Origin of the sequence: Enterococcus sp. DIV1067f (genome assembly GCF_050543505.1) — a bacterium.
In the GTDB taxonomy this organism is placed as follows: Bacteria; Bacillota; Bacilli; order Lactobacillales; family Enterococcaceae; genus Enterococcus_D; species Enterococcus_D entomosocium.
The window spans coordinates 2,226,148-2,243,582 of sequence record NZ_CP172940.1; the positions used below are offsets into that span (position 1 = coordinate 2,226,148).

Genomic DNA, 17,435 nt, shown 5'->3' on the forward strand with positions numbered 1-17,435 from the left:
CGGCTATTCGCCCCCTTCCTCCATCAAGTTATCTGCCACATCGGCATCGACCCGTTCCGCAGCAACGAGTTCTTCTAAAGAAGCGCTCATGGTATGCATGCCTTCGTTTTTTCCCATCTGCAGCATATTATGGATCTGGTGGGTTTTCCCTTGACGGATCAAGCTGGCGATCCCTCGGGTATTGAGCATCATTTCGGTTGCTGCTACCCGTCCGTTGCCATCGATCGTTGGCAGCAAGCGCTGGGACAAGATCCCTAGTAATGCGCCAGCAAGCTGTGTACGAATCTGAGTCTGCTGATCGGCAGGAAAGACATCGACGATCCGTTCAATAGTCGCTGGGGCACTTGACGTATGCAAGGTTCCTAATACCAAGTGTCCCGTTTCCGCTGCCGTCAAAGCAATCGAGATTGTTTCAAAATCCCGCAGCTCCCCTACTAAGATGACGTCTGGATCTTGACGCAGGGCAGCTCGTAAGCCATTGCCAAAGGACAGGGTGTCGCTGCCGACTTCGCGCTGGGCAACGATGCTTTTTTTGTGGTTATGGATGTACTCGATCGGGTCTTCCAACGTCAAAATATGCGTCTTTTTGGTGTCATTCAAATAGTCCAGCATCGCAGCCAGTGTCGTTGATTTCCCTGAGCCGGTCGGCCCTGTAACTAAGAACAAGCCTTGGCTTTTATGGATCAGAGTCCGCAAGACGGTCGGCATACCGAGTTTGCTTAATTTCGGGATCTCGATGGGGATCTGCCGCAAGGCGATCGAAACGGTATCTTTTTGACGGAAAATATTGACCCGAAAGCGGCAGATGTCGCCTAATTCGTAGGCCAAATCGGTTTCGCCTTTTTCCTTGAATTCCTCCCATTGCCGTTGGTTGCAAAGGATTTCGGCAATGGCTTCGATGTCCTTGGTGTTGATGGTCGGCACCCCTTCGATCGGTAGCAAGTCGCCGTGGCGACGAAAAATCGGTGGGACGCCTTCGACTAAATGGATATCCGATGCTTTTTGTTCGACGGCGATCATCAACCAATGATCGATCCGCTCTTTAGGTGACATGGCAGCAAATTGCGCCGCTTCGTTGCGATTGACGCCCTGTGTACTGTTGGCAGTCGTCGTTTTTGTCACTGCTTGCCGTTCTGCTTTTTGAATGATCTCCCGCGTCGAGACAGATCGGTCTTGATCGCTCTGGCGACTGTGGGCACGTTTTTTTTCTCTCAGTTCACGATTTTCCCGAATGCGGGTACGGGTCGGAGCTGTTTTTTCTCTCGTCGTCCTTTTGGTTGCTCGCTCTTGTGTTGCCACTCTCGTTTGATCCATTAAACCAGCCCCTTTCTATGTGCATTTTCTTCTAAAACAATGTATGTAGTTCTCCGGTGATCCCTGGATCACCGATAAATCAATCAGCGCCTCACTCTTCTGCAGCGACCACCTTCAAGACTTCTTCGATGGTGGAAAAGCCTTGTTGCACTTTGTCTAACCCATCATCCAACAAAAAGCGCATCTTTCGTTCCTGAACATAATCCATCAGCTGGTCGTTAGTCGCTTTGTTCGTGATCATACGACGCAGCTTGGCATCGATCGTCAACAGCTCTTGGACGGCCATTCGCCCTTTGAATCCCGTATTGCCACACTTTGGACAGCCCACAGGCTGTGCCAGTTCCGTAACCGTGATGCCATAGGATTCAAATAACTGCTTGTCCTTGTCGCTGGCTGGTCCTACTGTCTTACAAGAAGAACAAAGGGTTCGGACGAGCCGTTGAGCTAAGATGCCTTCTAACGCATTAGCGACCAGAAACGGTTCTACCCCCATGTCGACTAAGCGATTGATGGTGCTGACGGAATCATTGGTATGCAGGGTGGATACTACCAAGTGCCCGGTCATGGAAGCCCGAATCGCAATCTCCGCCGTTTCGCCATCTCGAATCTCTCCCACCATCACGACATTGGGGTCTTGTCGCAAGATCGACCGTAACCCAGCGGAAAAGGTCAAACCGACATTGCTGTTGACTGCCACTTGGTTGATACCTTGCAGCTGAAACTCTACTGGGTCTTCGACGGTGATAATATTGATCTCCGGCGTGTTCAACTCTTGCAGCGCCGCATACAAGGAAGATGATTTCCCTGATCCTGTCGGTCCTGTGACAAGAATGATTCCATGGGGTTTATGCAAAATCGCTTTAAAGGTCGCCAATACCTTCGGTTCAAAGCGAAACTCATCTAGGCGCCGAATGCCACTGGAGCGATCCAACACCCGAATCACGACTTTCTCCCCATGAATGACAGGCAAAACCGAGACCCGCAAATCAACCACGTTGCCCCCGTTACGAATCATTGCCCGACCATCTTGTGGCACACGTGTTTCGGTGATATCCAAGGAGGAAATGATTTTCAGTCGTGAAGTAACACCAGTCTGAATACTCTTAGGCAAGTTTTCATGGGTACGAAGCTCCCCATCGACCCGTAAGCGGACGACTAATCCTTTTTCTTGGGGATCGAAATGGATATCACTGGCGCCCCGATCCACCGCATCTTGCAGCAGGGTATTGACCAATTTTACGATTGGCGAATCATCTAATTTTGAGTCGCCTTCTGGGTCGATGGTTTCAACGAGAGAGTCGCTCAAGCCATCCAAACTGATCTCAGAAGGGTAATCGCGAACGATCAGTTGTTGGATATCGGCATTGTGGGCTTTTTGCGGACGAATCAATAACCCAGTGATCAAACGCATTTCATTGATCGCCGCATAATCCCCAGGGTTTGCCATCGCAACGGTCAAGCGGTTGCCTTTTTTTTCTAATGGAAAGACGCTGTGCTGTTTGGCAAACGAGCGGGGGATCAAGGACAAAACCTCTGAGCTGATCTCTAAGTCAAACAGGTTGCCTGTTTGTGTTTTCTCAGCAGTGGTTGAACTTGTGGTGTTCTCTGACTTTTTGAGAGGCCTTCTAGGTTTTCTACGTGGCGTTCTTTCACTTGATTGCGGCAACTGGCGCCCTCCTTTCAATAATCGAGTTTGTTGATATAGTCAAACATTCGTGTAACGGTTAAATATGCTTCATCATCAGACCACATGTTTCGATCCAAAAAACTTCTGAGGATCGTTACCTCCCCCGATTGCGCCTGACTTTCAAAGTCGCGGACGCGATAATTGACGCCTAATTGTTGCAGTTGATTTTCTAGTTCCACCTGGTCATCCATATAGTAAGGTACGAGAACGACCGTTCCTTCAAGACGACGGTTATGAGCCCCTGTTGCTAAAAAAGTCGGGTCAAATAATGCCAAATCTGGCAGTATTTCCATGACAAAGGTCGACTCTCTATCCACAGCTAAATGAAAGGGTTCAACGCCTGTATGACCCAAGATCAGCTGGGCACCATTTTTTAAGGTGATTTGATTCCAATACGCTGGATCTTCATAATAAGAATCAAAAACCGCGGAACTGCCGGCTTCTGCTAATGCCAATCTACGAGCAGTTTTCGGCGCATCGATAAATGAAAGCCCGTGAACCTCCATTATGGTATTGCTGCCATCCAATGTGATTCTTGACGGGTCATGGGGCACTGTGAATTGATTTTGATTCTGAAAATACGAGAAATCATCGATCGTTCCACCACTAGGCATCATCGTATTCGTCAGCATAAAATCACCATAAACAGTAATCCTTCGTTCCGTATCTTCGGTACTATGCACGATCGAGCCTTCCGTGACTGGTCCCGCATAAAAATTGCTGCTCGTCAGAACCATCGACGGCTTCATAAACGTCAAACTATCATCTGCCGCAGGGTTCTGTTTCGTAGCTTCTCGATGATAAAAATTAAAATAATTGGTATTTAATTCGCCTAACCCAGTGCCCGCATCCGGTGAATTTACGGAAACATTCAGATGGCCTTCAGCAAAGAGAACCCCTTCTTGCTCAACTCTCGAAGCCGAACTATTGGTGTTGTTGATCCATACGTTTCCAGCAAGGATATCCGTATATGCTTGTGAGAGGACCAAGCGACTGCCAGCTCGACTGCCCAAATCGATATACATTCCTAAACCGGCTTGCAAGAAGATGTCTTTGATCACGTTCAACCCGTTACTAGGCTGTCCGCCATCATTCTGGATCGCAAGCAGACTTTTTGCCGAAAATTGCCCGCTTCCCTGTCCTTCCATCTGGACCCCATGATTAAAGAAAAAGGAACCATCGAAATGCAGCCAATTAAGAATCGGCTTTGTTCGAAAATCTAAAAATCTGCCGTCTTGAAAATCTTGCAGGACATTGTTGGCAAACCCGAATTGCAAGAAGTCATCCGATTCAAAAGCGAGATAATCAAACGATGGACGTACGCGTTGAAAATCGGCGACTTCAAACAATTTTCGAACCCAAGTATCGGCGGATACAGCTTGCCCTGCTGTAGAGGGTAAGTAATAGGGATAAAAAATGTTTCGCCAAATATCCAGCTGTGTTTGTCTTTGTTCGAGGTCTTCTTCTTCAAGCTGCATTTCATAGATATATTCGGCAGAAGCTGTATGTACTCGCGGTTGCCCTTCAGCCAATTGCGTCTGATCCGTGACTTGCGATTGAATTCGAATAATGATTTGAAGATTGGTTTTATCTGGCAGCATCGAGGCGGATTGGATCCATCCTTGCTCCCCACCAGATTTGGTCATTACATAAGGGGCGATCTCATTATATTCATAGTCAACGACAGAGGAGGTAAAAGAAAATTTATCATCGATGGTCTCATTCACATCGACTTCGTCCAGCACAAATCTCAATTCGTTATCTAGATGGTCTTGCCAGTCATTATTATTAGAATAGAAGCCGCCATTCTGCATGGTTCGAGTGATGAAATCATCTATTCTCAGTTTTAGCTCCTGAGAAGCGAGTTGAAAGGAATATTCGTGTACATCTTCCACTCGACGGAAGCTATCTATCGTTCGAATTTGTGAATTGACATTTCGAGCAACAAGGAAGACCAAGCCAATCATCAAAGAGGAAAGAATGATCGCCGCAAGGGCATAAATCAGCGCAAAACCAGCTTCATTTTGTCTACCATCTTCCATTCCCGGGTACCCCCCCTCTTGCTTTCTCATTGTCACGATAATTGATCGTAAATTCTCGTTTATAGATAATCTGCTTGTGGTAATCAGTGACCAGATCCTCCATCTGCCACCAGCCAGTCAAATCATCATAATAATCCGCAAAGTTGATCGTTTCCGTGTAAAATAAAACGAAAAACTTGGTCTGGATACTGAACGTATCGCGATAATTTGGCGTATAGTGATGGGTCAACGTCGCTTCATTCTCATTTTTTTGTTGAATGATCTTTAACTTAATCGTAGGATCTTTCGTATCATAGACTCTGGCACGAATATTGTTGGTATCTGTGATATCCGTCACAACCATTCGAGGACTGCCCTCTTCCGTAATCGTTGCCCCTAAGGTTCCTTCGGGCATTGTTTTGACAATATGTTCCTCGTGGAAAAGAAGACTATCATATTTTCCTAAATACCCCGCATGTTCATAGATACCATCAATTTTGGCGATTTGGTCTGCTTGCGCCAAGATTTCATTCGCTATCCCTTGAAAGGCAGCAATTCGACCTTGACGAACAGAGGCTTGGACGATCAAAAAGAGTGTCCCAGAAAAGAGTGCAATGATGATGCCGAATATGACCATCGCCCCTAACAATTCGACAAGCGTGATTCCTTGCTCATCCTGTAATCGATGCTTCATCTGCGCCCCTCCTTTGCAACTCCGCAAGAACAGCCAGCCCTTTCAATAGTCTACTACCCAATGCAGATACGTTTCTGTCAAAAATGCGCCCGTTTGTTTATCGAAGACCTGAATAATAAGTCCGAGCCCGAGCTGACGACGGTCGTAACTGTCTTCTCGCAGTCCATGACTGGGGTCTTCGCGAATGGAGACCTTGACCAAATAGTTGGTGGTTTCTTCATTCTCCGACAAGTACGTTCCCATATAGAGGCGATTTTCTTCCGAATTTACCAAGGGCTGCGGCAAATGAGCGCCAGAATGATCGTATACCACCTTGCGAATAAATCGGCCCCGATTGAGATCATCTACAGCAATCGGGATTTCTTCATACATCGGTTGCCCTTGCGCATTGTATTGAATCCCTGAATTATCGAGGACCAAATGGTGTCGGCGAACTTCTGAGGGATCATCTGGATCGACCATCATCCAAGAAGGTCTAGCCGTAAAGATCCCGATATTCAAATCCGCCAAGTCTTGAGTCTGTGCCCGGTATATTAGCCATTCCTTGACATCATCTCGTGCTGCGATGGCTTCTTCCATTCGGGTATTGTAGCTAAGGATCAGGTTGTTTTGGATGATCAGCATGGCGATCATGACCATTGCGATCCCGAGAATGACGATCGCTCCAAGGATCTCAACCAGGCTGAACCCCGATTCATCAAGTACACTATGTGCATGTCTGCCGTTTTTCAGTTTTATCACCTGCTTTTTGCCTAGCCTCCGATCAAGGAGAATCCTTTTCTTCTAGCTGGTTGATACTTGTATCTGGGTCAAGAAAAGATAATTTGCTAAGGGTAAACCCCCAGTGAATCAGTTTATTGAAATCAGGGTAGTCAGCTAATGGAATACTTTTTTTGGCTTTGCGTGTGATGCGGATTCGTTCCCTGATATAATGATACCTTTCTTCTTCAACCAGTCGCTGAATCTCGGCGATCCCTTTTTCAACATCAGGATCTTCGACATTCGCTTGCATGTATTGTTGATAGAAATAATCCAAATACTTCCCGTATTGAAGAAAATAACGGTATTCAATTTCTTCAATGACCATTTTCACGTGAATCTCTCCTTGACTTATTTTCTAGCAACTTATTGAAGTGAGTGCAAATGCCGATAGATGATCGCAGTGGCACTCTCTGGCCGATCATTGTCTAACTGAAAGACCTCCTTTAATGATTGTCGATCAGAAGCCTGAATGACTTCGACTTTCGGTAAAAGTTCGTAGGCAAGATGGCTATCGTCTGCGACACTTGTATCGATCATCACTTGTTCGATCAGTGAACGGGTGACGCCATAACCGTCTTCACTTTGATAGGATCGGTCCAAAGGGAAACTATAATAAAACCAGCCATCATCGGGATTATAGATCCAAGTATTTCGATCAATCTGACGGTAATCGCTCAAAGAACCGAATTCGATCATAATGGCTTCTGAATCGATCTGGGCGGGACTTTCAGAGACAAAGCTGCTTAGCGTTTTCACCGTTTGGGTCGGATACAAGCCAGCAGCATCGGGAAACGCACTGATCATCTCTGGCAAGTGAAAGGCACTGCCTAACCCAGATTCTGTCGTCGTGTAATCAAATGACGACTGGTCAATCGTTCCCTGTTCTCCGAGATACGTGAATCCCGTAGGTTCCTCACTGGTGGAAAAGGGGCTGGCTAGCTGCGACTCCGCCCAGTTTCGAACAAAATAACGATACCCTTCAAGATAATAACTATAGGTCAAGTTGGCTGCTTCAAAGGTCCACTCAGCAACCGGATCAGCAGGATTGAGCAGCAGCAGTTCCCCACTCATTTTCTGCATGACCGGTTGTTGGTTTCGTCGAAAGGAATAGCTGAAGTGAGCTTCGACAAGGACCGGTTCTTGCCAGAGATCTGGTGGACCATCGATCAAGTCTGATGACGGTAGCTCCTCCATTTCTTCATTGCCTTCGGTGCGATCGTAGAAGTTCTCAGGATTTTCCTGTTCTTCAGCGTCTAGTTCCCCCAATAACTCCTGCATCTCTTCACTATCGAAGGCATCCAAGGGAGGCGTGGGTGCCAACTCTTCGATCGTCTCATCGCTGATCCAAACCATCACTTGACCATCAAGAGCATTTCCAATGAGTTCTGGGATCTGCTGGGTCACGTTCTGATACCCCCTTGCTAAAATTTCGTTTTCATCAAAGCGAGACAGTACTGGTAATAAGTCTGGCGCATCACTCGCATCTGCCGCCTGCTCAAAAGCTGCTTCCTCACTGTCTGGCGCGATATAGCGCAACACTTCTTCAAAACTTGCTCGGACAAAGACTGGCACTTCACTAGCGTTCATTACCCGAACGGATCGTTGGATCGTCGTCCCTGTAAGGGTCATTCGTTCCTGCCATTCTTCCAAAATCTCGATTTTTTCGAACACTTCATTTTCATCCGCTAATCGACGAATATGAATAGACTGATTATTCTGCCAAATCAAGATGCTAAGCAACAAAAGAAAGAAAAGCAGACCCGCGATACTATTTCTTAACACAATTTTTTTTTGCACCCTTGTTTCCTCTTTTCTCAAGTAATGACGGCTCTCAAGTAAAGAGATAAATGCCTAATAGAATGAATAAGGCGATCAATGATACACAGAAGATGATGGATAATATCAAGTTTTGATCAATAAAACGAAACACATCTGCTACATGGTTGATACTCATTGAGACTTCTCCAACGAAACGGTCTGCTTCGATGGCTTCTTCCCCAAATGCCTGTCCATCACCAATGACGGATAAATGATAGCCCTGCTCTTCGTCAGCCTCGATCGATAGTACTCGGCGAGCAATATAGCCGGTTCCTGAGCCATTTGTAAAGACCGCGAGCCCGTTTGGCTGTACTTGAGTGAAGGCTTGTTCTCTTAAAATGATCAAATCTTGTGTGCGTAATGCGGAGCTGTCAAGATTCGCCATCCCATTATCTGATAAACGCACCACCCGATGATTAAAAACTGTCATTTCGTTTTGATCAGTCACATATAAGCCGATAAACGTAAATAGGACAGTCATGCTACAAACCAAGAAAATCAGATAGATGATTTTCAGTACGAGATTGCCAGATTTCTTTTTGGCTGTTGGTTTCTTCGTCGCGGCTTTGCCTTTTTGCGGGGGACGTCGTTTCTGGGAAACTTCCGCTGGTTTTTTGCCGTGCTTGTGGGTCCCTTTTGATTTGGCATTAGGATGACTTGATTTTTTGATTTTCCCCTGCTCGTTGTGCTGACTTGGACGTGCTTGCTGCGGTGGACGCTTTTTCTTTTTGCGTGGTGCTTCACTGGTCGTACTGGCAGCTGCTCTTTCTTTTTGCTTGCTAGGATGCTGCTTTTCGGTCGGTAATTTGGGGCGATTCGCTGTGCCAGCCGCTTTTTTTCGTTTCTTTTTCACAGGCGCCTGTCCTGTCGGTTCTTTTTGGGTCGGCTTTTTTGGTCGTTTCTTGCCACTAGAAGGGCTGGCTTGCTTTCCTTGCGCCTGAAACTTTTCGATTCGGGGATTTCTCGGTGTATCCTCTGATTGGTCTCGTTTTTTTTCACGTTTGGCAGGCTGTGGCGGACGTTTTTTTCTTCTAGGTGCTTGCGACTGATTACTCATTGGCATCTACCTCGCTGCCCGCTCGTTCCATCCCTCTTAATTGGTTTGCATAAGTATTGGCATTGGCATTTTCCTGCAAGCGATCCTTGACGGTCCGAATGGACGCTGGCAAATTCCCTGAGCCTCGACGATTTGCCGCGCTTCTTTGCAAGTCTTCAAACAACGAACGGGTCGTCTCCGCTTCTTCCTTGCGGGCTGCTTCGATTGCTTGTGCACGTGTGCGTTCAATCTCTTCCAAAATCTCTTCGGTCGGCTCATTATCATAAATGGTTAGATCATAGGCCTCAATCAACGCATTCAGCTTTTGGTCATAATGGATGTCCGTAGCATAGCGCCCTGTCAACCACGCAGTTGCTTCCCGATAAGTTGGGGCATTTTCTTTCCAAACGGGGGCATAAAAGCGCGGGTTGCCTGTGATGCCTCCTCTTAGTAAGCGAGCGTAATCTTCGATGGATTCACGGTAACTTGGGTATTTACGGAAATTGGAAGAGATCGTATACCACGCACCACTTCCATCATCTTCTTGCGTATTGAAGGTCACTTTTTGCCCACGAAAGCTGCCCTTGATGCCAAAGAGATTGTGGTTTGGCGGACTGGATAAGGCACTATTTCCTGAGCCAGTCTCCAAGATGGCTTGTGCGATCATCACTGAAGCATAAAGATCATTGTTATAGGCAACATCCTGCGCGTCAGAACCAATCTCATTGATGAATTGTTGTGTCGTTAGATTACGAGAAACCGAAAATTGAAAGTTGCTTTCCCGCTCTTCTTCATCGATCGGCGATTCGGGTTCTTCAGTGATTGGATCGGGCTCTTTTTCTTTGTCCTGATTGGTTTGATTCCCATTTGATTGGTTGTTTCCGCTATTGTTGCTGCTGTTGGTATCGTTGGTTTCTTGCTCATTCGTTTCAGGTCCAGCAGGCTGATTCGGCTGTTGATCGCCTTCTGAAGGATCTGGCGTCGACGGAACGTCTTCGGCCTCTTGATTTTCTGTTTCATCCGTGCCGCTCTCCATTTCTTCCTCGTCTGTCTGTCCCTCGTCTGCCGGTCGTTCCACATCATTTACGACTTGGACTTCCGTTCCTTTTTCGCCCTGCTCCGCTTCTTCTGGAAGGGTTTCTTTTGTTTGTTCTGGAGGAGTATCAAGTTGCTCCGTTATCCTGTCAGCTCCTTCGTAAGAGACCGGTCGGAGGGCATCCGTTATCGATTGCCCACGACTTTCTCGTTGTGCATCGATGGTTTCCATATAAGTAGATGGTTCTACACCTAAGATCGATCGAACCATGGCTTCAGAAATCGTTTGATTATTGATGATTCCGATAAATGCTCCGATCGCTAACAGACTTTTTACGTTTCTTCTGGGCTTTTTCATCTTCTTGATCCTCCTCCTTGGGGCTGTTCTTGCTGGTGCCTTTTTTTGGTCGTTCATGGTCTTTGCTTTCATTTTTCTCAAGCTGCACAAGCAGCAATTGATAATGAAAGGCATTGTTCCGCAAATACATCGTAAAACCTAGCAAAAGAGCGAGTAAAAACAAGTGACTGATAGTGACATATTCTCGAAAGGCAGAGAGATAAAAATAGGCGGTCAGCTGCAAAAATACCGCTAATGGGATCAAAGAAGCAATAAAGTAGATGCGGTATAAGAATAAGAATCGTTGTTTTTGCTTTTGGGTTCTCATAGACTGCTCCTAACGTCTGTATTGCCTTCGATCAATGCTTTTTTTTCTAATAGATAGCTTTCGCTTTGGAGAAGATCAAAGTAAGCGGCTTTTCGTAAAAGATTGTCATAGTCCATCTTCATAATGCGTGCGTAAGGTTTTCTAAACCATGGTCGCTCATACAATTTGACTCGTGACTCAATCACGCTGCATTCATAAAAAACCAAACTGATATCTTTAGCAGATAGGTTGTTGTCGACCACTTGCTGCACTTGCCCTCTCTCATAGGTCAATTCTTTTTCGTTCAAGGTCATTTTTTCGATCTTTTGTACGAGATTGTCATTGATGCGCCAAACCTGTTCGAGGTATTTGGCTTTTTGAAAAAGATAGGTATATTCTCGTAAGCTGATTTTCAATTGCGTATGCCAGTTCTCGTCTTCTTCATCGGTCAAACTGTTTAAATAGTGGATACTATTTTTGATCAAAGAGGCTTCTAAGTTTTCGATGTAGATCTCAAGCTTTTGATTGGCCAAGCGCAAGCGCTCTTTGCTTGCTCGTTCTCGTTTCGCCTCTTCCTCCAACGCTAATTCATTGGCGTTGACTTTGGACAATTGCTTGGCTTTTTTTGACTGTTTTTTTTTGCTGCTTTTTTTTCGAACTTTCTTTTTGAACTTTGGTGGCTCATCCGCACTGACCTTTTGGAACTCGAGCGTGTCTTCCAGTTCTTTTTTCACTGCATTGGTTTTGCCCTGACGTTTTTCTTCATGGACTTGCGCTTTCGGGCGACTCACAAACGTGACATTTTGTTCGTCGATCACGCTTTGTACGATTTTTACCAGTTGCTCTTTAAAGTCGTTCGCATCACTTACACCAGCGGGGGCTTGCTGCTGCAAGCTAGCATGCAACTGCATCGTAAAGGGAAACTCTTCTTCTGTGTATGCGATTGGTACAAACTCCAAAAACAAATTGCTTTTCTCATCGGACACATGATTGATGCCGATTTGCGTCCACACAAACTGAGGAAATTGCTGTTCCAAGGGAATGCGTAATTTTGAGTAATCGATTTTTTTCCGTAAGATCTCCATCTCGATATGATGGGTGAAGGCTTCGATGGAATAAAATTGCTCAAAGTAATGCGTCACTTGTTTGCGAATCGACGATTTGAGCGGCCACTTTTTTTGATAGAGGTTGTCGCAGGCAGTGATTACTGATGGAAGTGCCTCTTGTTTGTAAAATAATTCCTCAAGATTTGGACTCAAGGTTGGATAGATGGCAATTTTTAAAATATCATTCGTCACATTCGTCCCAATGACCAACATGCTCATAAGAAATCAAGTCGTAGTTGTTGCTTGTGATTTCTTATACAGCACATATGGTCCTAGTGGGTTTCCCTCCTTTGTCGTGTCGCTCTCGGAAATTATTTAGCAGACCTTTTCGTCTATTCCGACTCATAACCTTCTTTTTAGTCTGGAAGATTCAACACTTTGCTATGTTGGATCAACTGCTCAAACAACCCTTTCGATTCATGATGAAACGTCGTAAGTCGTTCTTGGTATTGCTTGATCTCTTGACGGATTTTCATCACTTCCATCGATGCTTCTGAAATGATCTTGTGGGCTTCATTTTCCGCCATCTGACGTCTTCTGTCGGCTTCCAGTTCTGCTTCAGCAGCGGTTTCCCGTGCTTTTTCTTTTGCTTCGATCAAAATCGTCGCCAGCTCGTCCTTCATTTGTTCGACCTTTGCCAGCTCACGTTCCAAGTCACGCTGTAAGACATTCTTATCTGCCAATTGTTCGACTCTTGAACGTTCGAGATCCCGATATTTCGCTTCCGCTTCTTGCAAGCGCAAGTTCAACTGTTGATTTTCATTTTCAAGCGAAGTGATCCGCCGCATGCTTTCGACTTCTTTTAATTTGTAGTTTTCGATTATCGCCGCTTTTTCTTCTAAATGAATCGCTTTTTCTTCAAAAGCTTGGACTTGTTTGCTTTTCTCTTCTAATTCTTTTAGTAATTCATCCTCTCTTTGACGCAATTGTTCGAGCTCTTCTTCCACATCGATCAATTCGTCTTCTTGACTCGTCAACTGCTCAATTTCCTGCTCATAATTGGTTTTGAGGGCTTCTTGTTGACGTTCTGCTTCTTTTAACTGCTGCTGTAACTCGTTGTAACGCATTTGCAGCTGCTTATTTTCATAAATGATACTTTCTTGTTGCGTCGCTTGCGAAGCCATCCGATTGATGGATTCTTGTTTGTTTTCCAATTGCTTGGTCAAATGTTCGACGGTCTTGGTCAGTTGTGAAACGGTATTTTCTAATGCCAGCAGCTCTTCTTGGGCATCATCGTCATACTCGTCTTCCTCGTATTCTTCATCATCGTACTCATCGTCCTCGTACTCGTCGTCCTCATATTCTTCATCGTCATACTCATCGTCATCATATTCTTCATCATCGTACTCGTCTTCGTCGTACTCTTCTTCATCATATTCCTCGTCGTAGACATGAACGCCTTCGTAAGTTTCTTCATCTTTCTTTTTGCGAAATAATGCCATGTTACCCCTCCTGATTCCTCACTCATCGATGATTTGATTCGTTAACAATTTAGTGTGTCTACAAATTGGTCTGCTTGTTCGTCTGCTTTCGTGAAAAGTTGCACTTTTGCTGTTCTATCCGCGGTCGTTCTTTCAAACGAGCTGACGTTTCTGCTGTGACCTTTTGAGCAGTGATGTCCGTTTCCTTCTTGCCATCATTCGTTCAAAAAAAGAAAGCAAAACCACCACACCCCATGATTTCCACGACCTCCATTTATTTTGGAGGATAGAAATCAAGTCAGTGAATCGGCCTGTTTCTCAATAAAATAGCCATTAAACGAAAAGACGGCTTCCGTTCGCAAAACATCTGTTGTCTATTTGATAGTATCAAAGCAAAAACAGATTGAAAAATCAGATATTTCTTCACTTGATGAAATATTTGTCAGAGCAAGTCGGTTATCCACATGATATTGTTAAAAAATGAGCAAAATATCCTCGTATTAAGGAAACGAATAGTCTTCTTTAAACGATCTTTATCTTAAATCAACAATCACGCCTTCCTAACCGCCGATCAATCCCCTCAAAAAAAAACAGCGACCTTATAAGCCAAGGTCGCTGATCGATTCTTTACCTATTATATAGTTTTACTGCTCAGTCATCTTTCATCCATTGGAAGCGATCCTTTTTCTCTCAGTTTGAAAGCCGGTTCCAGTCCGCTGCTCAGCAACTGTAAGTCTTTTTTCTCCCTGATGGGCTGCTTTTCTCTTGCCTTCAAAAAAAGAAAGAACCGTTTCTTGAAAATCAGTTTGCTTTAAACGAATAACTTTTTATGCATGTATAATGTCGCCATCCGATAATCATAATGGATCATCGAAAAGGCTAATAGCTCCCCATTTCTCAGATAGCTGTCGTCTCGTACGATCAGTGCGGGCATGCCTTCTTCTAGATGAAAAAACGCAGCTTGTTCCTGTGATAGCGGTTTGCTTTGGATGAACTTGTCGATGAAGGCAACTGTCAGTTGTTTTTCTTCTGCCAAAGCTTGGAACATTGACCCCTCCATCATTGTTTCGGAGATCTCCCCTACGATTTCAGGTATATAATAGGAACGCTCAATCAAATACGGTTTGTCATCTAGCGTGCGAAACCGTTGGACTTCGATAAAGTGCTGATCTTTCGCAAATTGTTTTTGACTTGGGAGAAACAACGCCTCTGATACTTTGACCAGTCGCTTTGAGGCTTTGACCGTTCGAATGTTTTTCTCGCCCCGTGTCAAGTCTTCATTGAAGCCAAGATCACCTTGTTCAATGGTCGGTTTTTGGTTGTTATGAAAACGAATATACGAGCCGCGGCCTTGCATCTGGTAGATCCAGCCCATCTTGCTCAACTTATTGAGGGCTTGGCGTAACGTATAACGAGAAACTGGATAAATTGCCAAAAGCTCTCGTTCACTAGGCATCTTCCCCTGCTCATTTCCAATATCACCGGCTTCGATCTTTCTGATCAATTCTGCTGCTAAGTCTTCAATACTGAGTTTCGTCATCTGCCTACTCCTTTCCTTCGGATTCTCTACTACTATTATGATCTTTGGCGTAAAAAAAGCCAGCTATTTTTCATAGCCGGCTTATCAAAAAAACGGATTGATTATGCCTTCGTTGCGTTTGCTTGTTCGTCCTTGTATAATTTGCCATCATACATTTTGATGAATGGGAACCAAATCAAGAAAGCAACGACTGCACAGATGATTGCTAAGACAAAGGCACGCCAGTCACCACCTGAACCAATAAAGCCGGATAAGCCAATTGGGGTCGGCCACGCTACTTGGGCAATCGGTGGGTTAACAAAGCCTAAGTTGATGCCAAAATAAGCAACGGACATTGAAACCATCGGTGCTAAGAAGAATGGGATCGCTGTGTACGGGTTGTATACCACTGGCATCCCGAACAAAATCGGTTCATTGATATTGAAGAAGGATGGCACGATCGCTGCTTTTCCTAAAGCACTTAACTGCGCTGATTTTGCAAAGAAGGCGATGAAAATCACCATTCCTAACGTCGCTCCTGAACCACCGATCGTTACGAAACTATTGTTAAACTCACCCGCAAAGGCAATGTTGGCACCATTTTGGTTTTCCACCATATTCGACAATACGATTGGCGTCAAGAATGAGGTCACGATCGTTGCCCCATGAATACCCACGATCCAGAGCGCATGCATGAAGAAGTAGATAACAAGTAGTCCGACCCAAGTACTGGTCAATTGCGTCACGAAACTAAAAGGAATCGCAATGACTTTGAAAATATCTGTGCCCATTGCGACTAATACACCATTGATGACGATTACAGTAAGTGCGATTAGCGCTGTAGGAATCAAAGCAGTAAATGAGGAAGAAACACCTGTAGGCACTGTATCAGGCATTTTGATGACAATATTGCGCTTCACACAAAACGCGTAGATTTTTACCGCAATGATCGCCATGATGATCGCTGTAAAGATCCCAGTTGTTCCTAAACGAGTAACGCCTCCTCCGATTTCCCAACCATTAATGATTTTTTGATCGTCAGAAATCACTTCTACTAGCGTGGCTACTCCGCCTTCAAACACTAGTTGCGGTAAGCACATAAAGAACGCCATCATTGAAAGCAATGCCCCATTGACTGGACTTAAAACAAGTTTTTCTTCTTGTGCTTGAATCTTAGTATACTCATATCCAAAGACAATACAAAAATATAGTGCTAAAATCCCCATTGTTGCAGTATTACCCAGCATATATAGATTAACTACTTTATCAAATGATGTGCTCCAAATGCCCTCTAATACAGGAAAACTTTGGGGTAAAACGCTGATGATCAAGAACATAGATCCTACAATAGTGAAAGGAATCGACGCCATCCCGGCTGCCATGACCCCACGAACGATCCGTAATTGTGAGATTTTCCCCATTGGACCCATTAAGTAGCGGTCCAAGAAGGCAAACATTTTGTTATTTTCTGAATCCATTGACTGTTCCTCCTTGAGTTTCAAATGTAGTCAAATACGTGAAATATTTGTCGCGGTCATGCTCGATCAACCACGCTTTACGCTGGATGAACAGGCACGCGATCATGCCGACAGTAAACAAGGCAAGTAAGATGCCTCTACCCGATTGATTCATAAAAGGAATCAATGTTGCTTGCTGTCCGATCAAAATAAATAGAATTGCAATCAGATTGACACCGAATTGGAGCCAATATCCGATTTTTGTCACCAGTAAACGATTCGATTGCTGCCAATATTTTTGAGTTTGTTCAATAAGTATAAGTCCATCAACGATCAATAAGGCAATGGGAATCAAACCAGCCCATGTCCATTGAGACAGACTCATTAGGGTCCAATAAAGATTGACAAAGAAAAAGATCGCAGTCATATAACGAAAAAGTAAAAAACGATTAAACCGCATACTTTTGTTTGCATATTCTTTCTTGGCTGCTTGGGTTACCGGTTTCCTTTTGGTCACAAGTCCTCCTCCTTTCTTTTTGCTTTCGCTCAACAACTTGTTCGAACAAGTTATATTCTAGCAGAATTCTTGTTGAATGCAACCGATTTCTTTTTGAAAGTTTTCTCTGAAAATAATCTGCTTTTTCATTTGTTATTTCTGAAAAGTTAAGCTGATCTCAAGGAACCGTGCAGGATAATACTGGAATGTTCCTGATGTTTGGCTTTTGTTCGAGCAGAAAAAAAGTTGTTTTTAGCGTTACTTTTTGCAAAAAATGTTTGTTTCTGAAGGCTTTATCCCCCATGCAAGGCAACAGGTTTGTCAACTTACTAACTTTACAGTACACTCTAAGTAACAAAATAGTTGATTTCAAACATGCGTTATTTTTATTAATCGACATTGCCTGTACTCGTTCCTTAAAACGA

15 protein-coding genes are annotated in these 17,435 nt (G+C 44.5%); all 15 read right to left on the bottom strand.

Translation table 11 applies throughout. From position 1 onward, the window contains the following. Positions 1-3: 3 nt before the first annotated feature. On the bottom strand, positions 4-1,314 hold the full coding sequence (locus IGJ42_RS10350) for a type IV pilus twitching motility protein PilT (protein WP_430615344.1): 1,311 nt from the start codon (positions 1,312-1,314) through the stop codon (positions 4-6). Positions 1,315-1,405: 91 nt separating this feature from the next. After that, positions 1,406-2,980, bottom strand: a complete 1,575-nt coding sequence (locus tag IGJ42_RS10355) for a GspE/PulE family protein (protein WP_430615346.1) — start codon at positions 2,978-2,980, stop codon at positions 1,406-1,408. 14 nt (positions 2,981-2,994) lie between these two features. Continuing rightward, complete coding sequence (locus IGJ42_RS10360) at positions 2,995-5,043, bottom strand: type II secretion system protein (RefSeq protein WP_422705859.1); 2,049 nt, start codon at positions 5,041-5,043, stop codon at positions 2,995-2,997. Then, positions 5,030-5,716 carry a PulJ/GspJ family protein gene (locus tag IGJ42_RS10365; protein ID WP_101699182.1) on the bottom strand — a complete coding sequence of 229 codons (687 nt, stop codon included), beginning with the start codon at positions 5,714-5,716 and terminating at the stop codon, positions 5,030-5,032. The genes IGJ42_RS10360 and IGJ42_RS10365 overlap by 14 nt, the downstream gene beginning before the upstream one ends. A gap of 42 nt (positions 5,717-5,758) precedes the next feature. Beyond that, entirely contained in the window at positions 5,759-6,457 is a 699-nt protein-coding gene (locus tag IGJ42_RS10370; RefSeq protein WP_254908531.1) for a type IV pilus modification PilV family protein, read from the bottom strand. Between the two features lie 22 nt (positions 6,458-6,479). Next, entirely contained in the window at positions 6,480-6,803 is a 324-nt protein-coding gene (locus tag IGJ42_RS10375; RefSeq protein WP_016610400.1) for a hypothetical protein, read from the bottom strand. 38 nt (positions 6,804-6,841) lie between these two features. After that, positions 6,842-8,296: a hypothetical protein gene (locus IGJ42_RS10380; RefSeq protein ID WP_430615348.1), complete on the bottom strand. Its 1,455-nt coding sequence runs from the start codon at positions 8,294-8,296 to the stop codon at positions 6,842-6,844. Positions 8,297-8,309: 13 nt separating this feature from the next. Continuing rightward, complete coding sequence (locus IGJ42_RS10385; protein ID WP_008378699.1) at positions 8,310-9,353, bottom strand: hypothetical protein; 1,044 nt, start codon at positions 9,351-9,353, stop codon at positions 8,310-8,312. Next, positions 9,346-10,725 carry a glucosaminidase domain-containing protein gene (locus IGJ42_RS10390; RefSeq protein ID WP_034872257.1) on the bottom strand — a complete coding sequence of 460 codons (1,380 nt, stop codon included), beginning with the start codon at positions 10,723-10,725 and terminating at the stop codon, positions 9,346-9,348. Before IGJ42_RS10390 ends, IGJ42_RS10385 begins: the two co-directional genes overlap by 8 nt. Continuing rightward, positions 10,658-11,032 carry a hypothetical protein gene (locus IGJ42_RS10395; protein WP_005235091.1) on the bottom strand — a complete coding sequence of 125 codons (375 nt, stop codon included), beginning with the start codon at positions 11,030-11,032 and terminating at the stop codon, positions 10,658-10,660. Before IGJ42_RS10395 ends, IGJ42_RS10390 begins: the two co-directional genes overlap by 68 nt. Then, the gene (locus tag IGJ42_RS10400; RefSeq protein ID WP_422705855.1) at positions 11,029-12,336 is read right to left on the bottom strand and encodes a hypothetical protein; all 1,308 of its coding nucleotides are present in this window, start codon (positions 12,334-12,336) and stop codon (positions 11,029-11,031) included. Before IGJ42_RS10400 ends, IGJ42_RS10395 begins: the two co-directional genes overlap by 4 nt. Before the next feature lie 137 nt (positions 12,337-12,473). After that, the gene (locus IGJ42_RS10405) at positions 12,474-13,559 is read right to left on the bottom strand and encodes a DivIVA domain-containing protein (protein WP_430615350.1); all 1,086 of its coding nucleotides are present in this window, start codon (positions 13,557-13,559) and stop codon (positions 12,474-12,476) included. Between the two features lie 790 nt (positions 13,560-14,349). Continuing rightward, positions 14,350-15,078 (bottom strand): GntR family transcriptional regulator, encoded by a 729-nt coding sequence (locus IGJ42_RS10410; protein WP_008378710.1) that lies wholly within the window; start codon positions 15,076-15,078, stop codon positions 14,350-14,352. A 101-nt stretch (positions 15,079-15,179) separates the two neighbouring features. Beyond that, positions 15,180-16,535: a PTS cellobiose transporter subunit IIC gene (celB, locus tag IGJ42_RS10415; RefSeq protein ID WP_016613472.1), complete on the bottom strand. Its 1,356-nt coding sequence runs from the start codon at positions 16,533-16,535 to the stop codon at positions 15,180-15,182. After that, on the bottom strand, positions 16,519-17,031 hold the full coding sequence (locus IGJ42_RS10420) for a hypothetical protein (protein WP_430615352.1): 513 nt from the start codon (positions 17,029-17,031) through the stop codon (positions 16,519-16,521). The genes celB and IGJ42_RS10420 overlap by 17 nt, the downstream gene beginning before the upstream one ends. Positions 17,032-17,435 lie beyond the last annotated feature (404 nt).

Excerpts from the sequence above, each read along its gene's own strand:
- celB (WP_016613472.1), bottom strand. The coding sequence starts at position 16,535 with ATGGATTCAGAAAATAACAAAATGTTTGCCTTCTTGGACCGCTACTTA.
- IGJ42_RS10360 (WP_422705859.1), bottom strand. The coding sequence starts at position 5,043 with ATGGAAGATGGTAGACAAAATGAAGCTGGTTTTGCGCTGATTTATGCC.
- IGJ42_RS10395 (WP_005235091.1), bottom strand. The coding sequence starts at position 11,032 with ATGAGAACCCAAAAGCAAAAACAACGATTCTTATTCTTATACCGCATC.
- IGJ42_RS10385 (WP_008378699.1), bottom strand. The coding sequence starts at position 9,353 with ATGAGTAATCAGTCGCAAGCACCTAGAAGAAAAAAACGTCCGCCACAG.
- IGJ42_RS10390 (WP_034872257.1), bottom strand. The coding sequence starts at position 10,725 with ATGAAAAAGCCCAGAAGAAACGTAAAAAGTCTGTTAGCGATCGGAGCA.
- IGJ42_RS10410 (WP_008378710.1), bottom strand. The coding sequence starts at position 15,078 with ATGACGAAACTCAGTATTGAAGACTTAGCAGCAGAATTGATCAGAAAG.
- IGJ42_RS10405 (WP_430615350.1), bottom strand. The coding sequence starts at position 13,559 with ATGGCATTATTTCGCAAAAAGAAAGATGAAGAAACTTACGAAGGCGTT.
- IGJ42_RS10350 (WP_430615344.1), bottom strand. The coding sequence starts at position 1,314 with ATGGATCAAACGAGAGTGGCAACACAAGAGCGAGCAACCAAAAGGACG.
- IGJ42_RS10400 (WP_422705855.1), bottom strand. The coding sequence starts at position 12,336 with ATGAGCATGTTGGTCATTGGGACGAATGTGACGAATGATATTTTAAAA.
- IGJ42_RS10365 (WP_101699182.1), bottom strand. The coding sequence starts at position 5,716 with ATGAAGCATCGATTACAGGATGAGCAAGGAATCACGCTTGTCGAATTG.
- IGJ42_RS10375 (WP_016610400.1), bottom strand. The coding sequence starts at position 6,803 with ATGGTCATTGAAGAAATTGAATACCGTTATTTTCTTCAATACGGGAAG.